Annotated in this window: 18 protein-coding genes; 9 read left to right on the top strand and 9 right to left on the bottom strand. The window is 63.4% G+C overall.

Annotation, left to right across the window (positions count from 1 at the left end; all coding sequences use genetic code 11):
* Positions 1-22: 22 nt before the first annotated feature.
* The 4 genes from pyrH to HA052_RS19000 form a co-directional block, all read right to left on the bottom strand.
* Positions 23-742, bottom strand: coding sequence for a UMP kinase (pyrH, locus tag HA052_RS19015; RefSeq protein ID WP_081548142.1), 720 nt, complete (start codon positions 740-742; stop codon positions 23-25).
* 93 nt (positions 743-835) lie between these two features.
* Positions 836-1,702 carry a translation elongation factor Ts gene (tsf, locus tag HA052_RS19010; RefSeq protein WP_166453111.1) on the bottom strand — a complete coding sequence of 289 codons (867 nt, stop codon included), beginning with the start codon at positions 1,700-1,702 and terminating at the stop codon, positions 836-838.
* A gap of 70 nt (positions 1,703-1,772) precedes the next feature.
* Positions 1,773-2,501, bottom strand: a complete 729-nt coding sequence (rpsB, locus tag HA052_RS19005; protein WP_081548138.1) for a 30S ribosomal protein S2 — start codon at positions 2,499-2,501, stop codon at positions 1,773-1,775.
* A 145-nt stretch (positions 2,502-2,646) separates the two neighbouring features.
* On the bottom strand, positions 2,647-2,838 hold the full coding sequence (locus tag HA052_RS19000; RefSeq protein ID WP_118266999.1) for a hypothetical protein: 192 nt from the start codon (positions 2,836-2,838) through the stop codon (positions 2,647-2,649).
* A 115-nt stretch (positions 2,839-2,953) separates the two neighbouring features.
* Between HA052_RS19000 and HA052_RS18995 the strand changes: the two genes are divergently transcribed.
* Positions 2,954-3,991 carry an NAD(P)H-dependent flavin oxidoreductase gene (locus HA052_RS18995; protein WP_166453110.1) on the top strand — a complete coding sequence of 346 codons (1,038 nt, stop codon included), beginning with the start codon at positions 2,954-2,956 and terminating at the stop codon, positions 3,989-3,991.
* 58 nt (positions 3,992-4,049) lie between these two features.
* Here HA052_RS18995 and typA read toward each other — a convergent pair whose 3' ends face one another.
* Positions 4,050-5,870 carry a translational GTPase TypA gene (typA, locus tag HA052_RS18990; RefSeq protein WP_081548132.1) on the bottom strand — a complete coding sequence of 607 codons (1,821 nt, stop codon included), beginning with the start codon at positions 5,868-5,870 and terminating at the stop codon, positions 4,050-4,052.
* Positions 5,871-6,009: 139 nt separating this feature from the next.
* Between typA and HA052_RS18985 the strand changes: the two genes are divergently transcribed.
* Both HA052_RS18985 and HA052_RS18980 read left to right on the top strand, forming a co-directional pair.
* Positions 6,010-6,885 carry a hypothetical protein gene (locus HA052_RS18985; RefSeq protein WP_166453109.1) on the top strand — a complete coding sequence of 292 codons (876 nt, stop codon included), beginning with the start codon at positions 6,010-6,012 and terminating at the stop codon, positions 6,883-6,885.
* A 120-nt stretch (positions 6,886-7,005) separates the two neighbouring features.
* The gene (locus tag HA052_RS18980) at positions 7,006-8,313 is read left to right on the top strand and encodes an enoyl ACP reductase FabMG family protein (protein WP_166453108.1); all 1,308 of its coding nucleotides are present in this window, start codon (positions 7,006-7,008) and stop codon (positions 8,311-8,313) included.
* 64 nt (positions 8,314-8,377) lie between these two features.
* Here HA052_RS18980 and HA052_RS18975 read toward each other — a convergent pair whose 3' ends face one another.
* The gene (locus HA052_RS18975; RefSeq protein ID WP_166453107.1) at positions 8,378-9,364 is read right to left on the bottom strand and encodes an NAD(P)H-quinone oxidoreductase; all 987 of its coding nucleotides are present in this window, start codon (positions 9,362-9,364) and stop codon (positions 8,378-8,380) included.
* Positions 9,365-9,532: 168 nt separating this feature from the next.
* Between HA052_RS18975 and HA052_RS18970 the strand changes: the two genes are divergently transcribed.
* The 6 genes from HA052_RS18970 to efp all read left to right on the top strand — a co-directional run bounded on the left by HA052_RS18970 (position 9,533) and on the right by efp (position 16,592).
* Positions 9,533-10,198, top strand: a complete 666-nt coding sequence (locus HA052_RS18970) for a 7-cyano-7-deazaguanine/7-aminomethyl-7-deazaguanine transporter (RefSeq protein ID WP_166453106.1) — start codon at positions 9,533-9,535, stop codon at positions 10,196-10,198.
* A 108-nt stretch (positions 10,199-10,306) separates the two neighbouring features.
* Complete coding sequence (locus HA052_RS18965; RefSeq protein WP_166453105.1) at positions 10,307-12,742, top strand: heavy metal translocating P-type ATPase; 2,436 nt, start codon at positions 10,307-10,309, stop codon at positions 12,740-12,742.
* Positions 12,742-12,921, top strand: a complete 180-nt coding sequence (gene ccoS / locus HA052_RS18960; protein ID WP_019103031.1) for a cbb3-type cytochrome oxidase assembly protein CcoS — start codon at positions 12,742-12,744, stop codon at positions 12,919-12,921. The genes HA052_RS18965 and ccoS overlap by 1 nt, the downstream gene beginning before the upstream one ends.
* Positions 12,922-13,201: 280 nt before the next feature.
* Entirely contained in the window at positions 13,202-14,503 is a 1,302-nt protein-coding gene (locus tag HA052_RS18955) for a NupC/NupG family nucleoside CNT transporter (RefSeq protein ID WP_081548177.1), read from the top strand.
* Between the two features lie 318 nt (positions 14,504-14,821).
* A complete protein-coding gene (gene earP / locus HA052_RS18950) occupies positions 14,822-15,967 on the top strand; it encodes an elongation factor P maturation arginine rhamnosyltransferase EarP (protein WP_166453104.1) in 1,146 nt (381 codons plus the stop codon).
* A 61-nt stretch (positions 15,968-16,028) separates the two neighbouring features.
* Complete coding sequence (gene efp, locus HA052_RS18945; protein ID WP_048411239.1) at positions 16,029-16,592, top strand: elongation factor P; 564 nt, start codon at positions 16,029-16,031, stop codon at positions 16,590-16,592.
* A 73-nt stretch (positions 16,593-16,665) separates the two neighbouring features.
* Here the strand turns inward: efp and HA052_RS18940 are convergent, their stop codons facing one another.
* From HA052_RS18940 to zapE, 3 genes are all read right to left on the bottom strand, one after another.
* Complete coding sequence (locus HA052_RS18940) at positions 16,666-17,604, bottom strand: alpha/beta fold hydrolase (protein ID WP_166453103.1); 939 nt, start codon at positions 17,602-17,604, stop codon at positions 16,666-16,668.
* Between the two features lie 184 nt (positions 17,605-17,788).
* Positions 17,789-18,370: a uracil-DNA glycosylase family protein gene (locus HA052_RS18935; protein ID WP_081548094.1), complete on the bottom strand. Its 582-nt coding sequence runs from the start codon at positions 18,368-18,370 to the stop codon at positions 17,789-17,791.
* A 12-nt stretch (positions 18,371-18,382) separates the two neighbouring features.
* Positions 18,383-19,546 carry a cell division protein ZapE gene (zapE, locus tag HA052_RS18930; protein WP_166453102.1) on the bottom strand — a complete coding sequence of 388 codons (1,164 nt, stop codon included), beginning with the start codon at positions 19,544-19,546 and terminating at the stop codon, positions 18,383-18,385.
* Between the last annotated feature and the right edge of the window lie 298 nt (positions 19,547-19,844).

The following is a 19,844-nucleotide window of genomic DNA, read 5'->3' as shown; positions in this document are numbered from 1 at the left end:
TCGCCTTCAGCAATTTTCAAACTCAGCAGTGTACCAGCGTGCCTTCGTCTTCGCCAAGCACGACCCGGGTCAGAGCGCCGCTCTTGAATATGCTGAACACCTTGATGTTCAGGTTCTGATCGCGACACAGCGCAAAGGCGGTGGCGTCCATCACTTTGAGGTTGCGCGAGATCGCCTCGTCGAAGGTCAGGGTCTGGTAACGTATCGCGTCCGGATTCTTTTTCGGGTCGTCCGTGTACACGCCGTCCACCTTGGTGGCTTTCAGCATAATGTCCACGTTCATTTCCATACCGCGCAGCGCCGCGGCGGTGTCGGTGGTGAAGAAGGGGTTGCCGGTACCGGCGGCGAAGATCACCACCTTACCCTCTTCCAGGTATTGCATGGCCTTGCCGCGCACATAAGGTTCCGCGATCTGCTGCATGGTCAGCGCCGACTGCACGCGCGCGATCAACCCAGCCTTGGTCATCGCGTCCTTCAGCGCCAGCGCGTTCATCACCGTCGCCATCATGCCCATATAATCCGCGGTGGCGCGGTCCATGCCCGCGGCCGCCGGCGCCACGCCACGGAAGATGTTGCCGCCGCCGATCACCACGCCCACTTCCACGCCAAGCTCCACCACCTCTTTGATCTGCCCCACGATCTGCTCGATCGTGGTGCGGTTGATGCCATAGTTGTCATCGCCCATCAGGGCCTCGCCGGACAGTTTCAGCAGGATGCGTTTATAGGCAGGGACTTGGCTCATGGTAACCTCGGGTTTGGCTGGATATTCGGTTTTCAGTTTGCAAAACGGCACCCTGCAGGCAGGGTGCCGTCAATACGTCTCGCGACTGGGCGTTTACAGCTTGGCGGCTGCGGCCACTTCAGCGGCGTAGTCTACTACTTTCTTCTCAATGCCTTCGCCCACTACGAACATGGCGAACGCTTTGACGGAGGATTTTTTCTCGGCCAACAGCTTTTCAACGGTCACGTCCGGGTTCTTGACGAAGGGCTGACCCATCAGGGTCACTTCGGCCAGGAACTTGTTGACGCGGCCTTCCACCATCTTGGCGACGATGTCGGCCGGCTTGCCGGATTCGGCTGCCTGAGCGGTGTAGATCTTGCGCTCTTGTTCCAGGGTTTCGGCCGGAACCTGATCCTTGGACACACAGATCGGCTTGGAAGCGGCGATGTGCATGGCCACGTCCTTGCCCACTTGCTCTTCGCCGGCGAAGTCGACGATCACGCCGATCTTGGCGCCGTGCAGGTAGGTCGCGATGGCGCCTTCGGTCTGGTAGCGAACAAAACGACGGATGGTCATGTTCTCGCCCAGCTTGGCGATGGCGGCCTTGCGGATGTCTTCAACGGACTGACCGTCGATTTCCACGGCGGACAACGCTTCCACGTCGGCCGGGTTGGCGGTCACGACAGCCTTGGCGGCAGCGGCGGCCAGAGCCAGGAAAGTCGGGTCTTTGGCAACGAAGTCGGTTTCGCAGTTAACTTCCACCAGGGCGCCAACGCCGCCTTCAACGAAGGAACCGATGATGCCTTCGGCAGCCACGCGGCCAGCCATTTTGGAAGCTTTGTTGCCGGACTTGATGCGCAAAATTTCTTCAGCCTTGGCCGCGTCGCCTTCGGCTTCCACCAGGGCTTTTTTGCATTCCATCATGCCGAGGCCGGTGGCCGCGCGCAGATCCGAAACCATTTTTGCGGTAATGTCCGCCATACTTCACACTCCTGAATGATTTTGATTACGTGGGTCTGAAAAAAGGGGCTTGCGCCCCCTTTTCGTCTGCTTACTCGGCTTGAGCCGATTCAGCAGCCACGATCTCTTGCAGAGACTGGGCGCGGCCTTCCAGCACCGCGTCGGCCATGCCGCGAGCGTACAGGCGGATGGCGCGGCTGGAGTCGTCGTTGCCCGGGACCACGTAATCGATGCCTTCCGGGGTGTTGTTGGTGTCAACAATACCGATAACCGGGATACCCAGTTTCTTGGCTTCGACGATGGTGCCCTTCTGGTAGCCAGTGTCGATAACGAAGATGGCGTCCGGCAGGCCCTTCATATCCTTGATGCCGCCCAGCGAACGCTCCAGCTTGTCGACTTCGCGTTGCAGGTCCAGCAGTTCTTTCTTGTTGTAACCGGTATCGCCAGCGGATTCCAGGATGGCGCGCTTCTCTTCAAGACGCTTGATCGACTGCTTCACGGTCTTGTAGTTGGTCAGCATGCCGCCCAGCCAGCGGTGGTCAACAAACGGCATGCCGCAACGGGCAGCTTCTTCACGTACGATCTCACGAGCCTGACGCTTGGTGCCCACGAACATGATGGAGCCCTTGTTGGCGGCCAGACGACGCACATAATCCTGGGCATCCACGAACAGCGGCAGAGTCTTTTCCAGGTTGATGATGTGAATCTTGTTGCGGCTGCCAAAGATGTACTTAGCCATCTTCGGGTTCCAGAAGCGGGTTTGGTGGCCGAAGTGAACGCCGGCCTCAAGCATTTGACGCATGGTAACGTTGGTGGACATGCAAAAACTCCTTAAAGGGTTAAGCCTCCATCCGCGCAGACAACCCCGAAGCGAGGCACCCTTTGGCGCGGATGTGCGTAATAGATGATTTTCCCCCGCCGGTATGGCAAGGGACGCGGGATTCTAGCACCGGACGGCGATCCACTCAAGCCTCGTCGCGCGCCTCGCGCGCTTTTTCACGCTGACGGCGCAGTTTTCGCCGCGTCATCCGCGCCACAAAGAAGGTGGGCAACACACCCAAAAAGAACAAGGTGGACAGCGAAGCCAGCACGCTGTGCTGCGCCACCGCCAGCATCAGCACCACGTAAAGCCAGCCCAGCAACACGATCAGCAGCATATTTAAACAATCGTTTGAATTTTCCGGCAAAGCCGACAACAATGACAGCGCCGGGTCCAACCCATTGCGCCCGCCAACCCTCGACCGACAGACATTGTAAAGCGAGCCCCGCCCCATGCAAACCGCCATCACCCGCCTGCTCGGCATCCAGCGCCCGCTGATCTGCCCCGGCATGAGCTACATCGCCACCCCGGAACTGGTGGCCGCCGTCGGCAACGCCGGCGGCCTGGGCATACTCGCCACCGGCCCGTTGACGCCGGAACTGACGCGACAAGCCATCCGCCGCGTGCGCGAACTGAGCGACCGCCCCTTCGGCGTCGGCTGCACGCTGATGATGCCGAGCGCCAAGGAAAACGCCATGGTCGCCCTGGAAGAACGCGTGCCGGTGATCAACTTTTCGCTAGGCAAGGGCGATTGGCTGATCGAACGCGCTCACGCCTACGGCGGCAAGGCCATCGCCACCGTGGTGACGGAAAAGCACGCTCGCTCGGCGGAGGCGTCCGGCGCCGACGCCCTGCTGGTCACCGGCCACGAGGCCGCCGCCCACGGCGGCGCCGTCACCTCGCTGACGCTAATCCCGGCCATCCGCAAAGCCAGCGCGCTGCCCATCATCGCCGCCGGCGGCTTTGCCGACGGCCAGGGCCTGATTGCCGCGCTGACGCTGGGCGCCGACGCCGTGGCCATGGGCACGCGCCTGGCGATGAGCAAGGAAAGCCCGGTGCACCAGCGCACCAAGGAGATGATCCGCCAACGTGGCGTGGCCGACACCTTGTACTCCAAGAACTTCGACGGCCTGTGGTGCCGGGTGATGGACAGCCCTGCCGCCCGCCAGGCCACGCGCAAGCCGCTGAGCCTGCTCGCCGCCGCCTGGCGCGCCAGCGCCGCCGCGCGCAAGCTGGGCATGCCCATCGCCAAAGTCGTGCTGGGCGGCCTGCTGAGCCAGCCGCAGGCGCTGCGCCAACTGGCGCAGTTCGGCGCCGCCACCGAATCCATCCGGCTGGCGATAGAGGACGGCGACCACGACAAGGGCGTGCAGTTGATCGGCCAGGCCCAGGGCCTGATCGACGACGTGCCCGGCGTGGCCGAGCTGTTCGAGCGCATTCTGGCCGAAGCGGAGGACTGCCGGCGAAAACTGAACGCGCTAAACGGTTGAACCATGAAAAAACCGCCGCCCCTTAAGGGAACGGCGGTTTTTGCAAGGCCGGCGCGAATCAGGACGCGGCGTTGGCCTTGGCCATCTTGCGACGATCCGATTCGTTCAAGTAGCGCTTGCGAATGCGGATGGACTTCGGCGTGATTTCCACCAGCTCGTCGTCGTCGATGAACTCCACCGCGGATTCCAGCGTCAGCTTGATCGGGGTGGTCAAACGCACGGCTTCGTCAGTGCCGGAGGCGCGAACGTTGGTCAGCTGCTTGCCCTTGACCGGGTTCACCACCAGATCGTTGTCGCGGCTGTGAATGCCGATGATCATGCCTTCGTACAGCTTTTCGCCCGGCGCCGCGAACATGCGGCCACGATCTTCCAGCTTCCACAACGCGTAAGCCACCGCCTCGCCGTTCTCTTGCGAGATCAGCACGCCGTTGTGACGGCCCGGCATATCCGGCTTGACCGGCGCGTAGTCGTCGAACACGTGGCTCATCAGGCCGGTGCCGCGGGTCATGGTCATGAAGTCGGACTGGAAGCCGATCAGACCGCGCGCCGGAATATGGTATTCCAGGCGGGTGCGGCCGTTGCCGTCGGATTCCATGTTGGTCAGCTCGCCGCGACGGCGACCGATTTCTTCCATCACGCCGCCCTGGTGATCGTCTTCCAGGTCGATGGTCAGGTTTTCGTACGGCTCGCACTTCTGGCCGTCGATCTCCTTGAACACCACGCGCGGCTTGGCCACGGCCATTTCAAAGCCTTCGCGACGCATGTTTTCCAGCAGAATGGTCAGGTGCAATTCACCGCGACCGGACACGCGGAACACGTCGGAGTCGCCAGTGTCTTCCACACGCAGCGCCACATTGGTCAGCAATTCTTTGGTCAGACGGTCGCGGATTTGACGCGAGGTCACAAACTTGCCTTCGGTGCCGGCCAGCGGCGAGGAGTTCACCATGAAGTCCATGGTCAGCGTCGGCTCGTCCACGGACAACATCGGCAGGCCTACCGGCTGCTCTTTGTCACAGATGGTCACGCCGATGCCGATGTCTTCGATGCCCGAGATGATGATGATGTCGCCCGCCTCGGCTTCTTCCACCGGCACGCGGTCCAGACCCTGGTAGCCCAGCACCTGATTGATGCGACCGGAAGCCACTTGATCGTCGTGGTTCATCACCACGACTTGCTGGCCCGGCTTGATGCGGCCGTTCAGCACGCGACCCACGCCCAGACGGCCGGTGTAGGTGGAGTAGTCCAGCGCGGAAATCTGCAGCTGCAACGGCGCGTCGGCGTTGCCCGGAGGGGTCGGCACATGCTCGAGCACGGTATTGAACAGCGGACGCATATTGTCGGACTCTTCTTCCAGTTCCAGCTTGGCGAAACCGTTCAGGCCCGAAGCGTAGATGATGGGGAAGTCCAGCTGTTCGTCAGTCGCGCCCAGCTTGTCGAACAGGTCGAAAGTCTGATCCACCACCCAATCCGGACGCGCGCCCGGACGATCCACCTTGTTGATCACCACGATAGGGCGCAGACCCAGCGCCAGCGCTTTCTTGGTGACGAAACGGGTTTGCGGCATCGGGCCTTCTACGGCGTCAACCAGCAGCAACACACCGTCCACCATGCCCAACACGCGTTCAACTTCGCCGCCGAAGTCGGCGTGTCCCGGAGTGTCGACGATATTGATGTGCACGCCTTCGTATTCGATGGCGGTGTTTTTGGCCAGAATGGTGATGCCGCGTTCTTTTTCAAGATCGTTGCTGTCCATTACACGCTCGTCCACTTGCTGGTTCTCGCGGAAGGTACCGGATTGACGCAGCAGTTGGTCTACAAGCGTGGTCTTGCCATGGTCGACGTGGGCGATGATGGCGATATTGCGAATTTGTCGGGTCATTTTTGGAGGAGGATGGATACAGAAAAATCGCTGGATAATAGCACAAAAAACTGTCCATACCAAAAATTCCGGCGGGCGACAAGCGCTGGGCTTTTGCGTACACTGCGCGGCAAACCGATTTTCGACGAGGAAACGCGCTATGTACGACTGGAACGCCTTATGGCACGAGCACGAGGCCTACCGCACCGGCTACGCCGTCCAGCACAACGACGCCAACCAGTTGGCCGAGGCCCTGTCCGCCACGCTGATCAAGCCGGCCGCTGGCATCGACGACGTGGCCGTCTACGACAATGGCGACCGCTATCTGCTGGCCGGCCACAAAGACGGCCTGCAACTGCTGGAGATCGCCAAACACAGCCTGTTCGACATCACGCTGCGCTTCGTCACCGAGGACGAGGAGCAGGACATAGCCCCGCCCTATGTCGAAATCCACGTCGACAACCTCGCCACCGAGGAGCAGGCGGTCTGGCGCGCCGCAGTCAGCCGCGACGAAGAAGGCCGGATATGGGTGGGCAAACGCGCGCTGGACGAAGGCGTGGTGCCGGCCATGCCCTTCGACGAACTGTCCTTCACCGACAACGCCCGCTTCCGCGAAGAATTGACCCGCGTTTGGCACGAAGACCTGCCGCAGCTGAAACCGGCCTTGGACGCCTGGTTCCAGCACGGCGCGCTGAGCGCTCCGGCCGACGAGCCCGCCCACTACGGCGACGCCGCGCGGGTGCGGCAGATCTGTGATCGCTACGCCGAGATCGTGCGCCGCGAACAGGCGCTGCTGTCGCGCCAGTTCAGCGACCCGGAACTGCACCTGATCGCCCAAGTCTTGAAAGGCGTGCACTTCGACGACGCCGCGGCCTGCCGCGGCGTGTGGCTGGCGGTGGAGGCCCGCATCATCGAGGAAGAACTGGATCAGCACTGGAAAGTGGACGGTGAAAAACTCTTGGCCAAGATGAAGGCGCTCAGCTATGCGCAGGAAGTGGCGCTGATAGAAGCGCTGTCGCCGCTGCCGGCCAACTGAACACCTAAAACCGGATCGCGGGTAGAATGCACCCCGATCCGAGCAATCACTCCAACGCATTCAAGTGACCGGCCCCGCCATCACGCGCCGCGCCGGCCCACATCGAGAAAGATTTAAGATATGGCTCAAACAAGCGCCCTGAGACAACTTCCGCAAAGCACCCTGTTCCGCCCCGGCGACGTTTTCGTCCTGTTCGGCGAACTGTTCGGCCGCGGCTACGCCAATGGCCTGATCAACGAAGCGCGCAAGGCCGGCATGGACATCATCGGCATGACCGTGGGCCGCCGCGACGAAAACAACCAACTGCGCCCGCTGAACGAAGAAGAACTGGCCGCGGCCGAAGCCAATCTCGGCGGCCGCGTGATCAATGTGCCGCTGATGGCCGGCTTTGACCAGGACGGCTCGCCGACGCCGACCGAGCTGCTGGCCTCCCTGACCCTGAAAAGCTGGCAGGACGACAAGCTGGACTGGGAACACATCGAACAATGCCGCCAGATCGGCGTGCAGCGCTTCAAGGACGGCGTCGCCAAGGCGATGGCTCAGCTGGACGGCATGATCGCCGACGGCCGCAATGTGTTCTTCGCCCACACCATGGCGGGCGGCATTCCCAAGGCCAAGGTGTTCCTGGCCATCGCCAACCGCGTCTACAAGGGCCGCGGCGAACGCTTCCTGTCCACCCAGGCGCTGCTGGACAGCGATCTGGGCAAACTGATCCTGCAGAACTTCGACGAAGTCACCGCCAACACCTTCCAGTACCTGATAGACGGCAGCGCCGCGCTGCGCGGCCGGCTGGAAGCCGCCGGCGGCCAGGTGCGCTACACCGCCTACGGCTACCACGGCACCGAGATCCTGATCGACGGGGATTATCAGTGGCAGACCTACACCAACTACACCCAGGGCTACGCCAAGATGCGCCTGGAAAACGTCGCCCGCGCCGCCTGGGAACAGGGCGTCAAGGCCACGGTGTTCAACTGTCCGGAAATCCGCACCAACTCCTCGGACATCTTTGTCGGCGTGGAGCTGCCGCTGCTGGCGCTGCTGCGCGCGTTGAAACGCGAAGACGGCGGCGCCTGGGCCGACGCCCAATGGCAGGCCTGCGCCGCACTGCTGCAGGACGGCCGCACGCTGGAAGAAGTACTGGAAAAAATTGACGCGCTCAATAGCGGCGAGGTGATGCGCGGCTTCCGCAACTTCGAAGCCTGGCCGATGCCGAACAGCCCGGAACTGGCCGAGGTGATGATAGGCACGTCCGACGCCATCGTGGACCTGCACCAGGACAAGAAGGCGCTGATCACCGACCATCTGAGCAGCCTGGTGATCGACGCCACCGGCCCGCTGATGTTCCACGAAGCCGCCGCGCCGGCCGGCCCGGTGCTGTGGCTGAACCATGACATCATCGCGCGCCAGCTGAACCGGATGCACGCTTAAAACCCCCTTGCCCAAGGGCTGACACAAAGCGGCGCGCCCATTTGGGCGCGCTTTTTTTAAGGCGTCACCCAGCCAACACCGGAAACAAGGTCAACACCACCTTGCCCAGATTGCGATTGGCCTCGACATAGGCGTGCGCGTCGCCCACCTGAGCCAAGGGGTAGCTGGAATCCAGCGTCACACGCAAGCGGCCCTGCTCGAGCGCCGGCAAGATCCGGGTTTCCAAAGCCCGCGCCAAGCGCGCCTTCACCTCCAGCGGCTGCGGCCGCAGCGTGGAGCCGATCAAGGCGATGCGCTTCATCAGCAGCGCGCCCAGATTCAACTCCGCCTTGGCGCCGCCGAGCAGGCCGATATTGACCAATCGCCCATCCGGCTTCAAGGCCGCCAGATTGTCGTTCAGATAGCTGGCGCCCACCGGGTCCAACACCACATCGGCGCCGCCCCAGTCCTTGACCACGGCGCCGAAGGCCGCTGTCTGCCGGTAGTTGAACACCTGGGCCGCGCCCAGATCGCGGCAAAACGCCGCCTTCTCCTCGCTGCCCGCGCTGGCGAAAGCCTGCGCGCCCAACAGGCCGGCCAGCTGGATCGCCGCCGCGCCGACGCCGCTGGCGCCGGCGTGCACCAGCACGGTCTCGCCGGGCTGCAAGCCCGCTTTTTCCACCAGATTGAACCAGGCCGTCATCCAGGCCTCGGGCAGGCTGGCCGCCTCCACCCAGGACAGCCAGTCCGGCTTGGCGATGGCCAGCGCCTCGTCCAGCAGCGCGTATTCGGCATAGCCGCCACCGCCAATCAGGCCGAACACCGCGTCGCCGGGCCTAAAGCACGAATCCGCATCCGCCTCCTCCACCACGCCCGCCACTTCCAGGCCCAGAATCGGACTGGCGCCCGGCGGCGGCGGATAGTGCCCGGCGCGTTGCGCCAGATCGGCGCGGTTGACGCCCGCCGCCATCACCCGGAGCAGCAACTGCCCGGCGCCGCGAACCGGCGCCGCGATCTCGTCCAAACGCAAGGTGTCGACTCCGCCCGGAGCCGACTGCACAACTGCCAACATACCCCCTCCTTTCACGCTCAAGCGACTGATTAGCAATACCAAATACCTTTGCCAAGCTAGGCAAGGACGAGTATTATTTCGGCCCTTGCCCTGATCCGCCTCGCCGGACAGGGCCAACCGAATCTGCATTGGGTTCCCTCACCCCAATCCAATAAAAAGGCCGACATCATGTTTAGCTTTACCCGCCAACAGCGGCTGTCCGCGCTGCTGTGGCTGTCCTTGTTCCACATCGCCATCATCGCGTCCAGCAATTACCTGGTGCAACTGCCCATCACCGTGTTCGGCTTCCACACCACCTGGGGCGCGTTCACCTTTCCCTTTATTTTCCTGGCCACCGATCTGACCGTGCGCGTATTCGGCGCGCCGCTGGCCCGCCGCATCATTTTCGCGGCGATGCTGCCGGCGCTGGCGATCTCCTACCTGATTTCCACCCTGTTTTATCAGGGCGCCTGGCAAGGCGTCGCCGCTCTGGCCAGCTTCAATGTATTCGTCGCCCGCATCGCCGTCGCCAGCTTCGCCGCCTACGCGCTGGGCCAAATCCTGGACGTGCAGGTGTTTAACCGCCTGCGCCTGCTGAAAACCTGGTGGATCGCTCCGGCCTCGGCCATGTTGTTCGGCAATATCAGCGACACGCTGGCCTTCTTCTTCATCGCTTTCTACCAGAGCAGCGACCCGTTCATGGCCGCCAACTGGGTGGAGATAGCACTAGTGGACTACAGCTTCAAGCTGCTGATCTGCCTGCTGTTCTTCTTGCCCATGTACGGCGTGATCCTGAACCGCATCCTGAAGCAACTGAGCTTGCGCGGCGTGGCGCCTCTATTGCGCGCGGCTTAAACGACTCCAAGCTAGGACCGGACGCCCCCAGCAAATGGGGGCTGACACAGCCTTTTCCAACGCGCCGACACAAGCCAAACACGGCCGGATTGATTACAATCGGCCATCATGAGTGAAAACTGCTTCCACTGCGGCCTGCCGGTGCCGCCCGACGTCCAGTTCCCGGTCAAATACCGTGAAGTCGATCAGCCCACCTGTTGCGCCGGCTGCCAAGCGGTGGCGGTCACCATCATCCAGTCCGGTCTGTCCGATTACTACCAGCACCGCACCGAAGGCGCGCGCCAGGCCGAACCGGTGCCGCGCGAGTTGCTGGAGCAAATCAAACTCTATGATTCCGACGAGCTGCAGCGCAGCTTCGTACGCTTTGAAGCGGAAAATCTGAGGGAAGCCTCGCTGATGCTGGAAGGCATCACCTGCGCCGCCTGCGTCTGGCTCAACGAGCAGCACATTCGCCAGTTGCCCGGCATCGTCAGCGTCGACATCAATTACAGCAACCACCGCGCCCGCGTGCGTTGGGACAATAGCCGGGTCCAATTGTCCGCCATCCTGGAAGCGGTCAGCGCCATCGGCTACCGCGCCCATCCCTACGACGCCGAGCGCCAGGAAGCGCTGAACCAGAAAGAACGCAAACAGGCGATCAACCGCCTGTGGGCGGCCGGCCTGTCCATGATGCAGGTGATGATGTACGCGGTGCCCATCTACCTGGCGCCGGACGGCGAGATCACGCCGGACTTCCTGTGGCTGCTGCACTGGTCCAGCTTCATCCTGACCCTGCCGGTGGTGCTTTACTCCGCCGTGCCCTTCTACCGCGCCACCTGGCGCGATCTCAAAACCCGGCGCGTGGGCATGGACACCCCGGTGACCATAGGCATCCTCACCGCCTTCCTGTCCAGCTTCTGGGCGCTGATCAACAAGGTGGAACACGGCGTCTATTTCGACTCGGTGTCGATGTTCGTGTTCCTGCTGCTGGGCGGCCGTTATCTGGAAGGCATCGCCCGGCGCAAGGCCGGCGAGGCCACGGAAAGCCTGGTCAAGCTGATCCCCGCCTTCGCTCATCGCCTGACCGGCTGGCCGGATAGGCGCGAGAGCGAGGAAACCACGGTGGCGCAGCTGCGCCCCGGCGACGTGATCCTGGTCAAGCCCGGCGAGACCATCCCCGCGGACGGCTTGGTGCTGGACGGCCATAGCGCCAGCAATGAAGCGCTGTTGACCGGCGAAAGCCGCCCGGTGACCAAGGACGCCGGCGCGGCGGTGATTGCCGGCAGCGTCAACGCCGCCAGCCCCTTGGTGGTGCGGGTGGAACAGACTGGCCAGGACACCCGGCTGGCCGGCATCGTGCGGCTGCTGGACCAGGCGCTGGCGGAAAAGCCGCGGCTGGCGGTGATCGCCGACCGCTTCGCCAGCGGGTTCGTCGCCCTGCTGCTGCTGGCCGCCGCCGGCACTTATATCGGCTGGCACTATATCGAGCCGGACCGCGCGCTGTGGATCATGGTGGCGGTGCTGGTGATTTCCTGTCCCTGCGCGCTGTCGCTGGCCACCCCGGCGGCCTTGACCGCCGCCTCCGGCCACCTGGCGGCGCTGGGGGTGCTGACCACCCGCGGCCACGCGCTGGAAACCCTGCCCAAGATCAGCGACGTGGTCTTCGACAAAACCGGCACCCTGACTCATGGCGATATGCGGCTGCTGGACAGTTGGACCGCGCCCGGCCGCGACGCGGCCGCGGCGCTGGCCACGGCGGCCGCGCTGGAACAGGGCTCGGAGCATCCGGTGGCGCGCGCGTTGCTCGCCGCCGCCGGCGACGGCCCTCACCAGGCGGCGGAAGCGCTGCGCAACCATCCTGGCCGCGGCGTGACCGGCCGGCTGAACGGCCGCGACTGGCGCATAGGCTCGCCGGAATTCATCGCCGCGCAGCTGGGCGACTGCCCTCTTCCCTCCGCCGACTGGCACAGCGATAAAACCCTGATCGCGCTGGCGGACGAGAGCGAACTGGTGGCCTTGTTCGCCATCGGCGACGCAGTCCGCGCCGACGCCGCACCGCTGCTGCGCCAGTTGAAACAGCGCGGCCTGCGCGTGCACCTGCTCAGCGGCGACGGCGCCGGTCCCGTCTCCAGCTTGGCGCGCCAGCTGGACATCGACGCCCACATCGCCCGCGCAACGCCGGAGGACAAGCTGGCCTACGTCGGCCGCCTGCAAGCCGCCGGCAAGCGCGTGCTGATGGTGGGCGACGGCATCAACGACGCGCCGGTGCTGGCCAAGGCCGACGTGTCCATCGCCATGGGCGGCGGCACCGACGTGGCGCGCGCCAGCGGCGACATGGTGCTGATAGGCGACCGGCTGGGACTGATCGCCAACGCTTTCGAACTGTCTCGCAAGACCTTGTCTGTGATACGTCAAAACTTGTGGTGGGCCGCCGCTTACAATATCGTGGCGCTGCCCTTGGCCATCGCCGGCCACGTTACGCCGTGGATCGCCAGCCTGGGCATGGCGTCCAGCTCTCTCATCGTAGTCGGCAACGCCCTCCGACTGGTCAAACGGAAATCCTGATGGAAAGCCTGTATCTGCTCATTCCGCTCAGCCTCGTGCTGGCCTTCGTCATCGGCGGCATTTTCTGGTGGGCCACCCGCAACGGCCAGTTCGACGATATGGAAGGCCCGGCTCACCGCATTCTGATGGACGACGACAAGCCCAAGGATGCCAAGGACGAGACGCCGCGGCGCGACTGAAGCCCCACGCTCGCCCAACCCCCTCCCGGCGCGTCCCCGCGCCGGGATTTTTTTGCTCCGACGCGGCGCGCCCGCATGTCCCGCCGCCGGCCCAATCCTCACCCAAATCGAATAAAATCAATGACAAAGCGCTGCAATCGCTTTCGTTCTCCGATTTTTGCTGTAAAATCGCGCACCTTGAGCAATATTAGCTAATCATCATCTAATAATCGTTGGATCCGCCTGGCCCGGCGCCATGCGCCAGCCGGTCAGCTTCCGCACCTTCATCTCAGGGTTGTTCGTGAATACCTTACAAGCTCTCGTCGGCATGTTGTTCCTGCTGGGCACCGCCTATGCTCTGTCCACCAATCGCAAAGCCATCAACTGGCGCATCGTGCTGATCGGCCTGATCATGCAAAGCACGCTGTTCTTGGTCATCAACTACGTACCGGCCGCTCGCGCGGTGTTCGAAGCCTTCGGCTCCGGTTTCGCCAAAGTACTGACCTTCTCCGGCGAAGGCGCCGCCTTCGTGTTCGGCGACCTGGCCAAACCCAACGGCAGCATGGGCTTCTTGTTCGCCTTCATGGTCTTGCCCGTGATCATTTTCTTCTCCGCCTTCAGCGCCCTGCTCTACCATTTGGGCATCCTGCAGCGCGTGGTGGCCGGCATGGCCTGGGTGATGAAACGCAGCATGAAGCTGTCCGGTCCGGAAAGCCTGACCGTGGCCGGCAACATCTTTCTCGGCCAGACCGAGGCCCCGCTGCTGATCCGTCCCTATATCAAGCACATGACCCGCTCCGAGCTGGCCTGCGTGATGATTGCCGGCATGTCCACGCTGGCCGGCGGCGTGCTGGCCGCCTATGTCGCCTTCCTCGGCGGCAGCGACCCGGCGGAACAGGCTAAATTCGCCACTTATCTGCTGATGGCTTCCTTCATGAACGCGCCGGCAGCCGTGGTGTTCGCCAAGATCATCTACCCGGAAACCGATCGCGGCCACACCTCCAGCGACAAACTGGACTACAGCCAGGACGACGATCAGGGCAGCTTCATCAACGCCATCGTCAACGGCGCGATGTCCGGCATGAAGATGGCCGCCGCGGTGGCCACCATCATCCTGGCCATCGTCTCCATGATCGCGCTGGCCAACTTCGTGGTGAAGGACGGCATCGGCGCGGCGCTGGGCGTCAACGAGATGATCAAGGCTTCCACTAACGGCGTGTTCGACGGCCTGACGCTGCAATACCTGTTTGGCCAGGCCTTCCGCGTGTTCGCCTTCATGATGGGCGTGAGCTGGCACGAAACCCTGGAAGTGGGCAGCCTGCTGGGCCAGAAAATCGTGGTCAACGAGTTCATTTCTTACCTGGACCTGGCCAAGATGAAGGCCGCCGGCACCCTGTCGCCGCAGGCCATCCTGATCTCCACCTTCGCGCTGTCCAGCTTCTCCAACTTCAGCTCGGTGGGCATCTGCGTCGCCGGCATCGGCGCGCTGGCGCCGTCGCGGCAGAAGGAATTGGCCCAGATCGGCATGCGCGCGCTGGCCGCCGCCGTGATGGCGGGTTTCATGACGGCGACCACCGCCGGCCTGTGGATGTCCATTTTCTAAGAACCTGTTTACGATCTGCTGCGCGTCGGCGATACGGCGTTGAAAACCGCTTCGAAATGCTCATGTACCACGCGTACATTCCGCTTTCTCAGCGGTTTTCGCCTTATCTCGCGAGATCGTAAACCGGCTCTAAAAGCAATCACCGCGTTTTGATCTAGTTGTAGTGTGGACAAGCCCAAAGGACTTGCCCACGCTACGAACTCAGGCCTTTGTGCGCGGCGTCTTAATCTTTATGCAACCTCGCGCTCTGGCGCGGGGTTTTTCATTAACCCGCGGCGGCGTGCTAAGCTGCCGCCATTTTCACGCGCGGCACCGCCAATGGAACGCAAACACTGGGATATTTTCTGCGCCGTGGTCGACAACTACGGCGACATCGGCGTCGCCTGGCGGCTGGCGCGCCGGCTGGCCCACGACTTCGGCCTGGAGGTGCGGCTGTGGGTGGACGACCTGGCCAGCTTCGCCCGCATCGCGCCCGACCTGGACCCGGCCTTGCCGGTCCAGCGGCTGGCCGACATCGACATCCGCCACTGGCCGGCGGACGGCCCGCCGGCGGACACCGTGCCCGCCGAGGTGGTGATCGAGGCCTTCGGCTGCCGGCTGCCGGAGAACTTTGAACAGGCGATGGCCGCCAAGGCGGTCAAGCCGGTGTGGATCAATCTGGAATACCTGTCGGCGGAAGACTGGACTCGCGGCTGCCACCGCCAGCCCTCGCCTCACCCGCGCTTGCCGCTGACCAAGCACTTCTTTTTTCCCGGCTTCGGCGCGGACACCGGCGGCCTGATCTGCGAGCAGGGCCTGCTGGAGGTTCGTCGCCAATGGCAGGACGACGCGCTGGCGCGCCGCGCCTACTGGCAACTGCTGGAGCTGCCGGAACCGGCCGCGGACGAATGGCGCATCAGCCTGTTCGCCTATGAAAACCCGGCCGTCACCAGCCTGCTGGCCGCCTGGGCGCTGGGCGAACGCCCGGTGACCTGCCTGCTGCCGGAAGGCAAGGCGCTGCCGGACGCGGCCCGCGTCTTCGGCTACCCATTGCGCGCCGGCATGCTGGCGCGCCAGGGCCAGCTGACGGTCAAGGTATTGCCAATGACAGACCAGGACAGCTACGACTTGCTGCTGTGGTCCTGCGACCTCAATCTGGTGCGCGGCGAAGACAGCTTCGTGCGCGCGCAATGGGCGGGCCGGCCGTTTCTCTGGCACATCTACCCGCAGGACGACGCCGCCCATCTGGCCAAGCTTGATGCCTTTTTGTCACAGTACGGCGCGGCGCTGCCCGTCGGAGCGGCGCAAGCACTCACAGCCGCCAGCCACACCTGGAACCACGGCGCCGACATGGCCGCCGCCTGGACGGAATTGGCCGCCTGGCTGCCCGCCTGGCGCGAGCACGCCGCCGTTTGGCCGGAAAAATTGCTGGCGGACGGCGATCTAGGCGACAGACTGCTGCACTTTGTCCGGGAAATCGGCTAAAATACGCCGTTTTTCGGAAACCTTTTTTCCGACTTCAATCAAGAGTTTGGGACTTTTAGTAATGAAAACCGCACAAGAACTCCGCGCCGGCAACGTATTCATGGTAGGCAGCGACCCGATGGTCGTGCAGAAGGCTGAATTCAGCAAATCCGGCCGCAACGCCTCCGTTGTGAAAATGAAGATGAAGAACCTGTTGACCGGCGCCGGCAGCGAAGCCGTATACCGCGCCGACGACAAGTTCGACGTCATCGTGCTGGACCGCAAGGACTGCACCTACTCCTACTTCGCCGATCCGATGTACGTGTTCATGGACACCGAATTCAATCAGTACGAAGTGGAAGCCGACAACCTGGGCGACACGCTGAACTTCATCGTCGACGGCATGGAAGAAGTGTGCCAAGTGACCTTCTACGACGGCAAGGCCATCTCGGTTGAACTGCCAACTACCGTGATCCGCGAAGTGGAATACACCGAACCGGCCGTACGCGGCGACACCTCCGGGAAAGTGCTGAAGCCGGCTCGCCTGGTGGGCACCACCTTCGAAGTTCAGGTTCCGGCCTTCGTCAACACCGGCGAAAAGATCGAAATCGACACCCGCACCAACGAATTCAAGAAGCGCGCCTAAGCGTCCTCTTGCTTCGCAGTGCCCAAAGCCGCCCGGCGCCATGCGCCGGGCGGCTTTTGTTTTGAGCGATGTCTCAGCGCCCGGTCGCAATCGCTGCCGGTGCGTCGTCCTGCCCTGCCTGCAAGACTCGTCTCCGCGCAAAATCCAGCCATAACTCCGCCACCTGGCGCGGTTGCTCCATCATCGGCAGATGGCCCACCTGCTCCAACACCCGCTTCTCGCTGCCGGCGATGGCGGCGGCGAAGCAATCCGCGTCCTCCACGTGCAAGATGCGGTCCTCGCGGCCCCAGACGATCAAGGTCGGCGCCTGAATGCTTGCCAGCAAGGGCCGCTGGTCCACGCTGTCCAACAGGTCGTCGAAAATCTTGCGCTCCACCTCGACGCGTTCCGCCTTGCGCGCCGCCGTTACCTCGATGGCGAAGCCGGGCACCGGCGGCGGCTGGTACATCGCCCAATCCAGCATCGCCCGCACCCCGTCCGCGCTGGTCATGCCCAGCAGCGGGTTCTCGCCGCTGCGCCGCCACCACTCCGCCATTTCACTGGCGCTGTCGCCGGCGCCGGCGGCGTTCAGCAGGGTCAGGCTGGCCACGTGCCGCGGATAGCGCGCGGCGAAGTTGGCGGCGATGGCGCCGCCCATGGAGTTGCCGATCAAGTGGACATGCTCCACGCCCCAGACATCCAGAAAGGCGCGCAGCCTATCCGCCTGCGCCTCCACCCGGTAGCTGATGTCCAGACCGGACATGCTGTCGCCGTGACCGGGCAAATCCGGCGCGATCAGGCGGAACATCTTGGGCAGGCGACGCGCCAGCATCGCCCAATGGTCTTTTTCCGCGCCAAAGCCATGCAGCAACACCAGCACCGGCGCGCCGGCCGGCGCCGCGCGCTCCAACCAGCTCAACTCACCCTGCTCCAGGCTGCGCCGCCTCGGCTTCAACCCGGCCCAGCGCCGCTGCTGGCGCACGCCCCAATCAAACAACCATTGCTTGCCATTCCAGATCCAGCGTCGCCACATTGCAGCCTCCTTGGAAAACCATTGATGGTGAATAGTGCTTAGAACGTGTTTACGATCTCGCGAGCTAGCGCGAGACAAGGCGAAAACGGCTGAGAAAGCGGAATGTACACGTGGTACATGAGCATTTCGAAGTTGCACTCACCGAGCCACGTTTCACAGCGCGCAGCAGATCGTAAACAGGTTCTCAGCCGCGCTCCAGCACCTCTGCCACCCTCTGCCGCAAAGCCGGCAGCAACTCGGCCTCGAACCAGGGATGGCGGCGCAGCCACAGTTGATTACGCGGGCTGGGGTGCGGCAAGGGCAGCAAGGCCGGCCAGTGCTCGCGCCAGCGCTCCACCGCCTCGGTCAGCCGCGGATAACGGCCCGGCAAGTGATAACGCTGCGCGTACTGGCCCAGCAAAATCGTCAATTGCAGATGAGGCAGGCCGGCCAGCAAGGGCTGGCGCCAGGCAGCCGCGCATTGCGGCGGCGGCGGCAGATCGCCGGACTTCCCGGTGCCGGGGTAACAGAAAGCCATCGGCAGGATGGCGATGCGGGTCTCATCGTAAAACACCGTCTTGTCCACGCCCAGCCAGTCGCGCAAGCGCTCGCCGCTGGGATCGTCGAACGGCAGGCCGGACGCGTGCACGCGCCGCCCCGGCGCCTGGCCGGCAATCAGGATGCGCGCGTCCGGATGCCATTGCAGCACCGGGCGCGGGCCATGCGGCAGGCTGTCCGCGCACAGCCGACAGGCGCGCACTTCTTGCAGCAGGCCGTCGGCGTCCACGTCCGCGGCCGTTTACAGCACCACGCCGGCCGGCGGCTGGTCGTGAGTCTGGCCGACGGACTGGTGCGGCAGTTCCAGATAGCTGCGCGACTGCATCTCGGTCAGCCGGCTGGCGGTGCGGAAGAATTCGCCGGCCTGCACCCCTTCGGTGTACAGCTGTTCCGGCTCGGCGGCGGCGGAGGCCACCAGCTTGACGCGGTTGTCGTAGAACACGTCCACCAACCAGGTGAAACGACGGGCGATGGACGCCTCGCGCGCGGTGATTTTGGGGATGCCGCTGACGAAGACGGTGTGGTATTCGGTGGCGATTTCCAGGTAATCGGTCTGCGCGCGCGGGCCGTCGCACAAGGCCGGGAAATCGAACCAGATCACCCCGGCGGCCAGACGCTTGACCGGAATCTCGCGGCCCAGCACCTCGATGGAGCGTTTTTTCTGCTCCACGCCGTGGCTCAGGCGCTGGAACAGCTGCTCCATTTTCTCCTCGCTGGCCGCATCCACCGGCACCATGAACAGCGGCTCGCGCGTCAACTCCCGCAGCCGGTAGTCGTTGCCGCCGTCCACGTTCAGCACTTTCAGCTCGCGCTTGATCAACTCGATGGTGGGCAGGAAGTTCTGCCTTTGCAGGCCGTTGGGATAGAGACTGTCCGGCGCGTAGTTGGACGTGGTGACCAGCACCACGCCACGCTCGAACAAGGCCGACAGCAGCCGGCCCAGCATCATCGCGTCGGCGATGTCGCTAACGTGGAACTCGTCAAAGCACAGCAGGCGGGTGTCGCGCGCGATCTTGTCGGCATAGGCCAGCAACGGGTCCTTACTGCCGGCCAAGGCACGCAGTTCGCGGTGCACCTCGGCCATGAAATTGTGGAAATGAATGCGGCGCTTGCGGCGGTAAGGCACGCAGGCGTAGAAAGCGTCCATCAGAAAGCTCTTGCCGCGCCCCACTCCGCCCCAAAAATACAGGCCCTTGGGCACGTCCGGGCTGCGCAGGCTGCGCCCGAGGAAGCGGTTGCGCTTGTTCTTGAACTCCACCAGCTGGTGCCACAGCAGGTCCAGCTCCTCGATCGCCGCGGCCTGGGCCTCGTCATGAATGAAGCCGGGTTTTTCGCTGGCGGCCTGATACCAGGCCTTGGGGCTGAGATGGGCGTTCCCATCCGGGGAGAAAGTGTGCTGAGACATGGGCGGCGGAGTGTGCAAGCGCAATAAACGTACGGCCTGACATCATACCCCGTTTGGACCTGCGGGCAAAAACGATGCAGCCGCCCTAATAACGTGTTTACGATCTCGCGAGCTAGGGCGAGACAAGGCGGAAACGGCTGAAGAAGCGGAATGTACAGGTGGTACATGAGGTGTAGAAGTTCCGATTTGATCTGACAGTCAGGCCTTGCCGATAGGTGGGGTTACCCGTTTTGATAGAGGTGCGAATCTTCATCAAGACAGCGCGCAAGCGCAGGAGTAACCCCATGACAAGTCTCAA

This window comes from Chromobacterium fluminis, from assembly GCF_011602385.1.
In the GTDB taxonomy this organism is placed as follows: Bacteria; Pseudomonadota; Gammaproteobacteria; order Burkholderiales; family Chromobacteriaceae; genus Chromobacterium; species Chromobacterium fluminis.
This window is presented reverse-complemented; position numbering and strand designations above follow the sequence as displayed.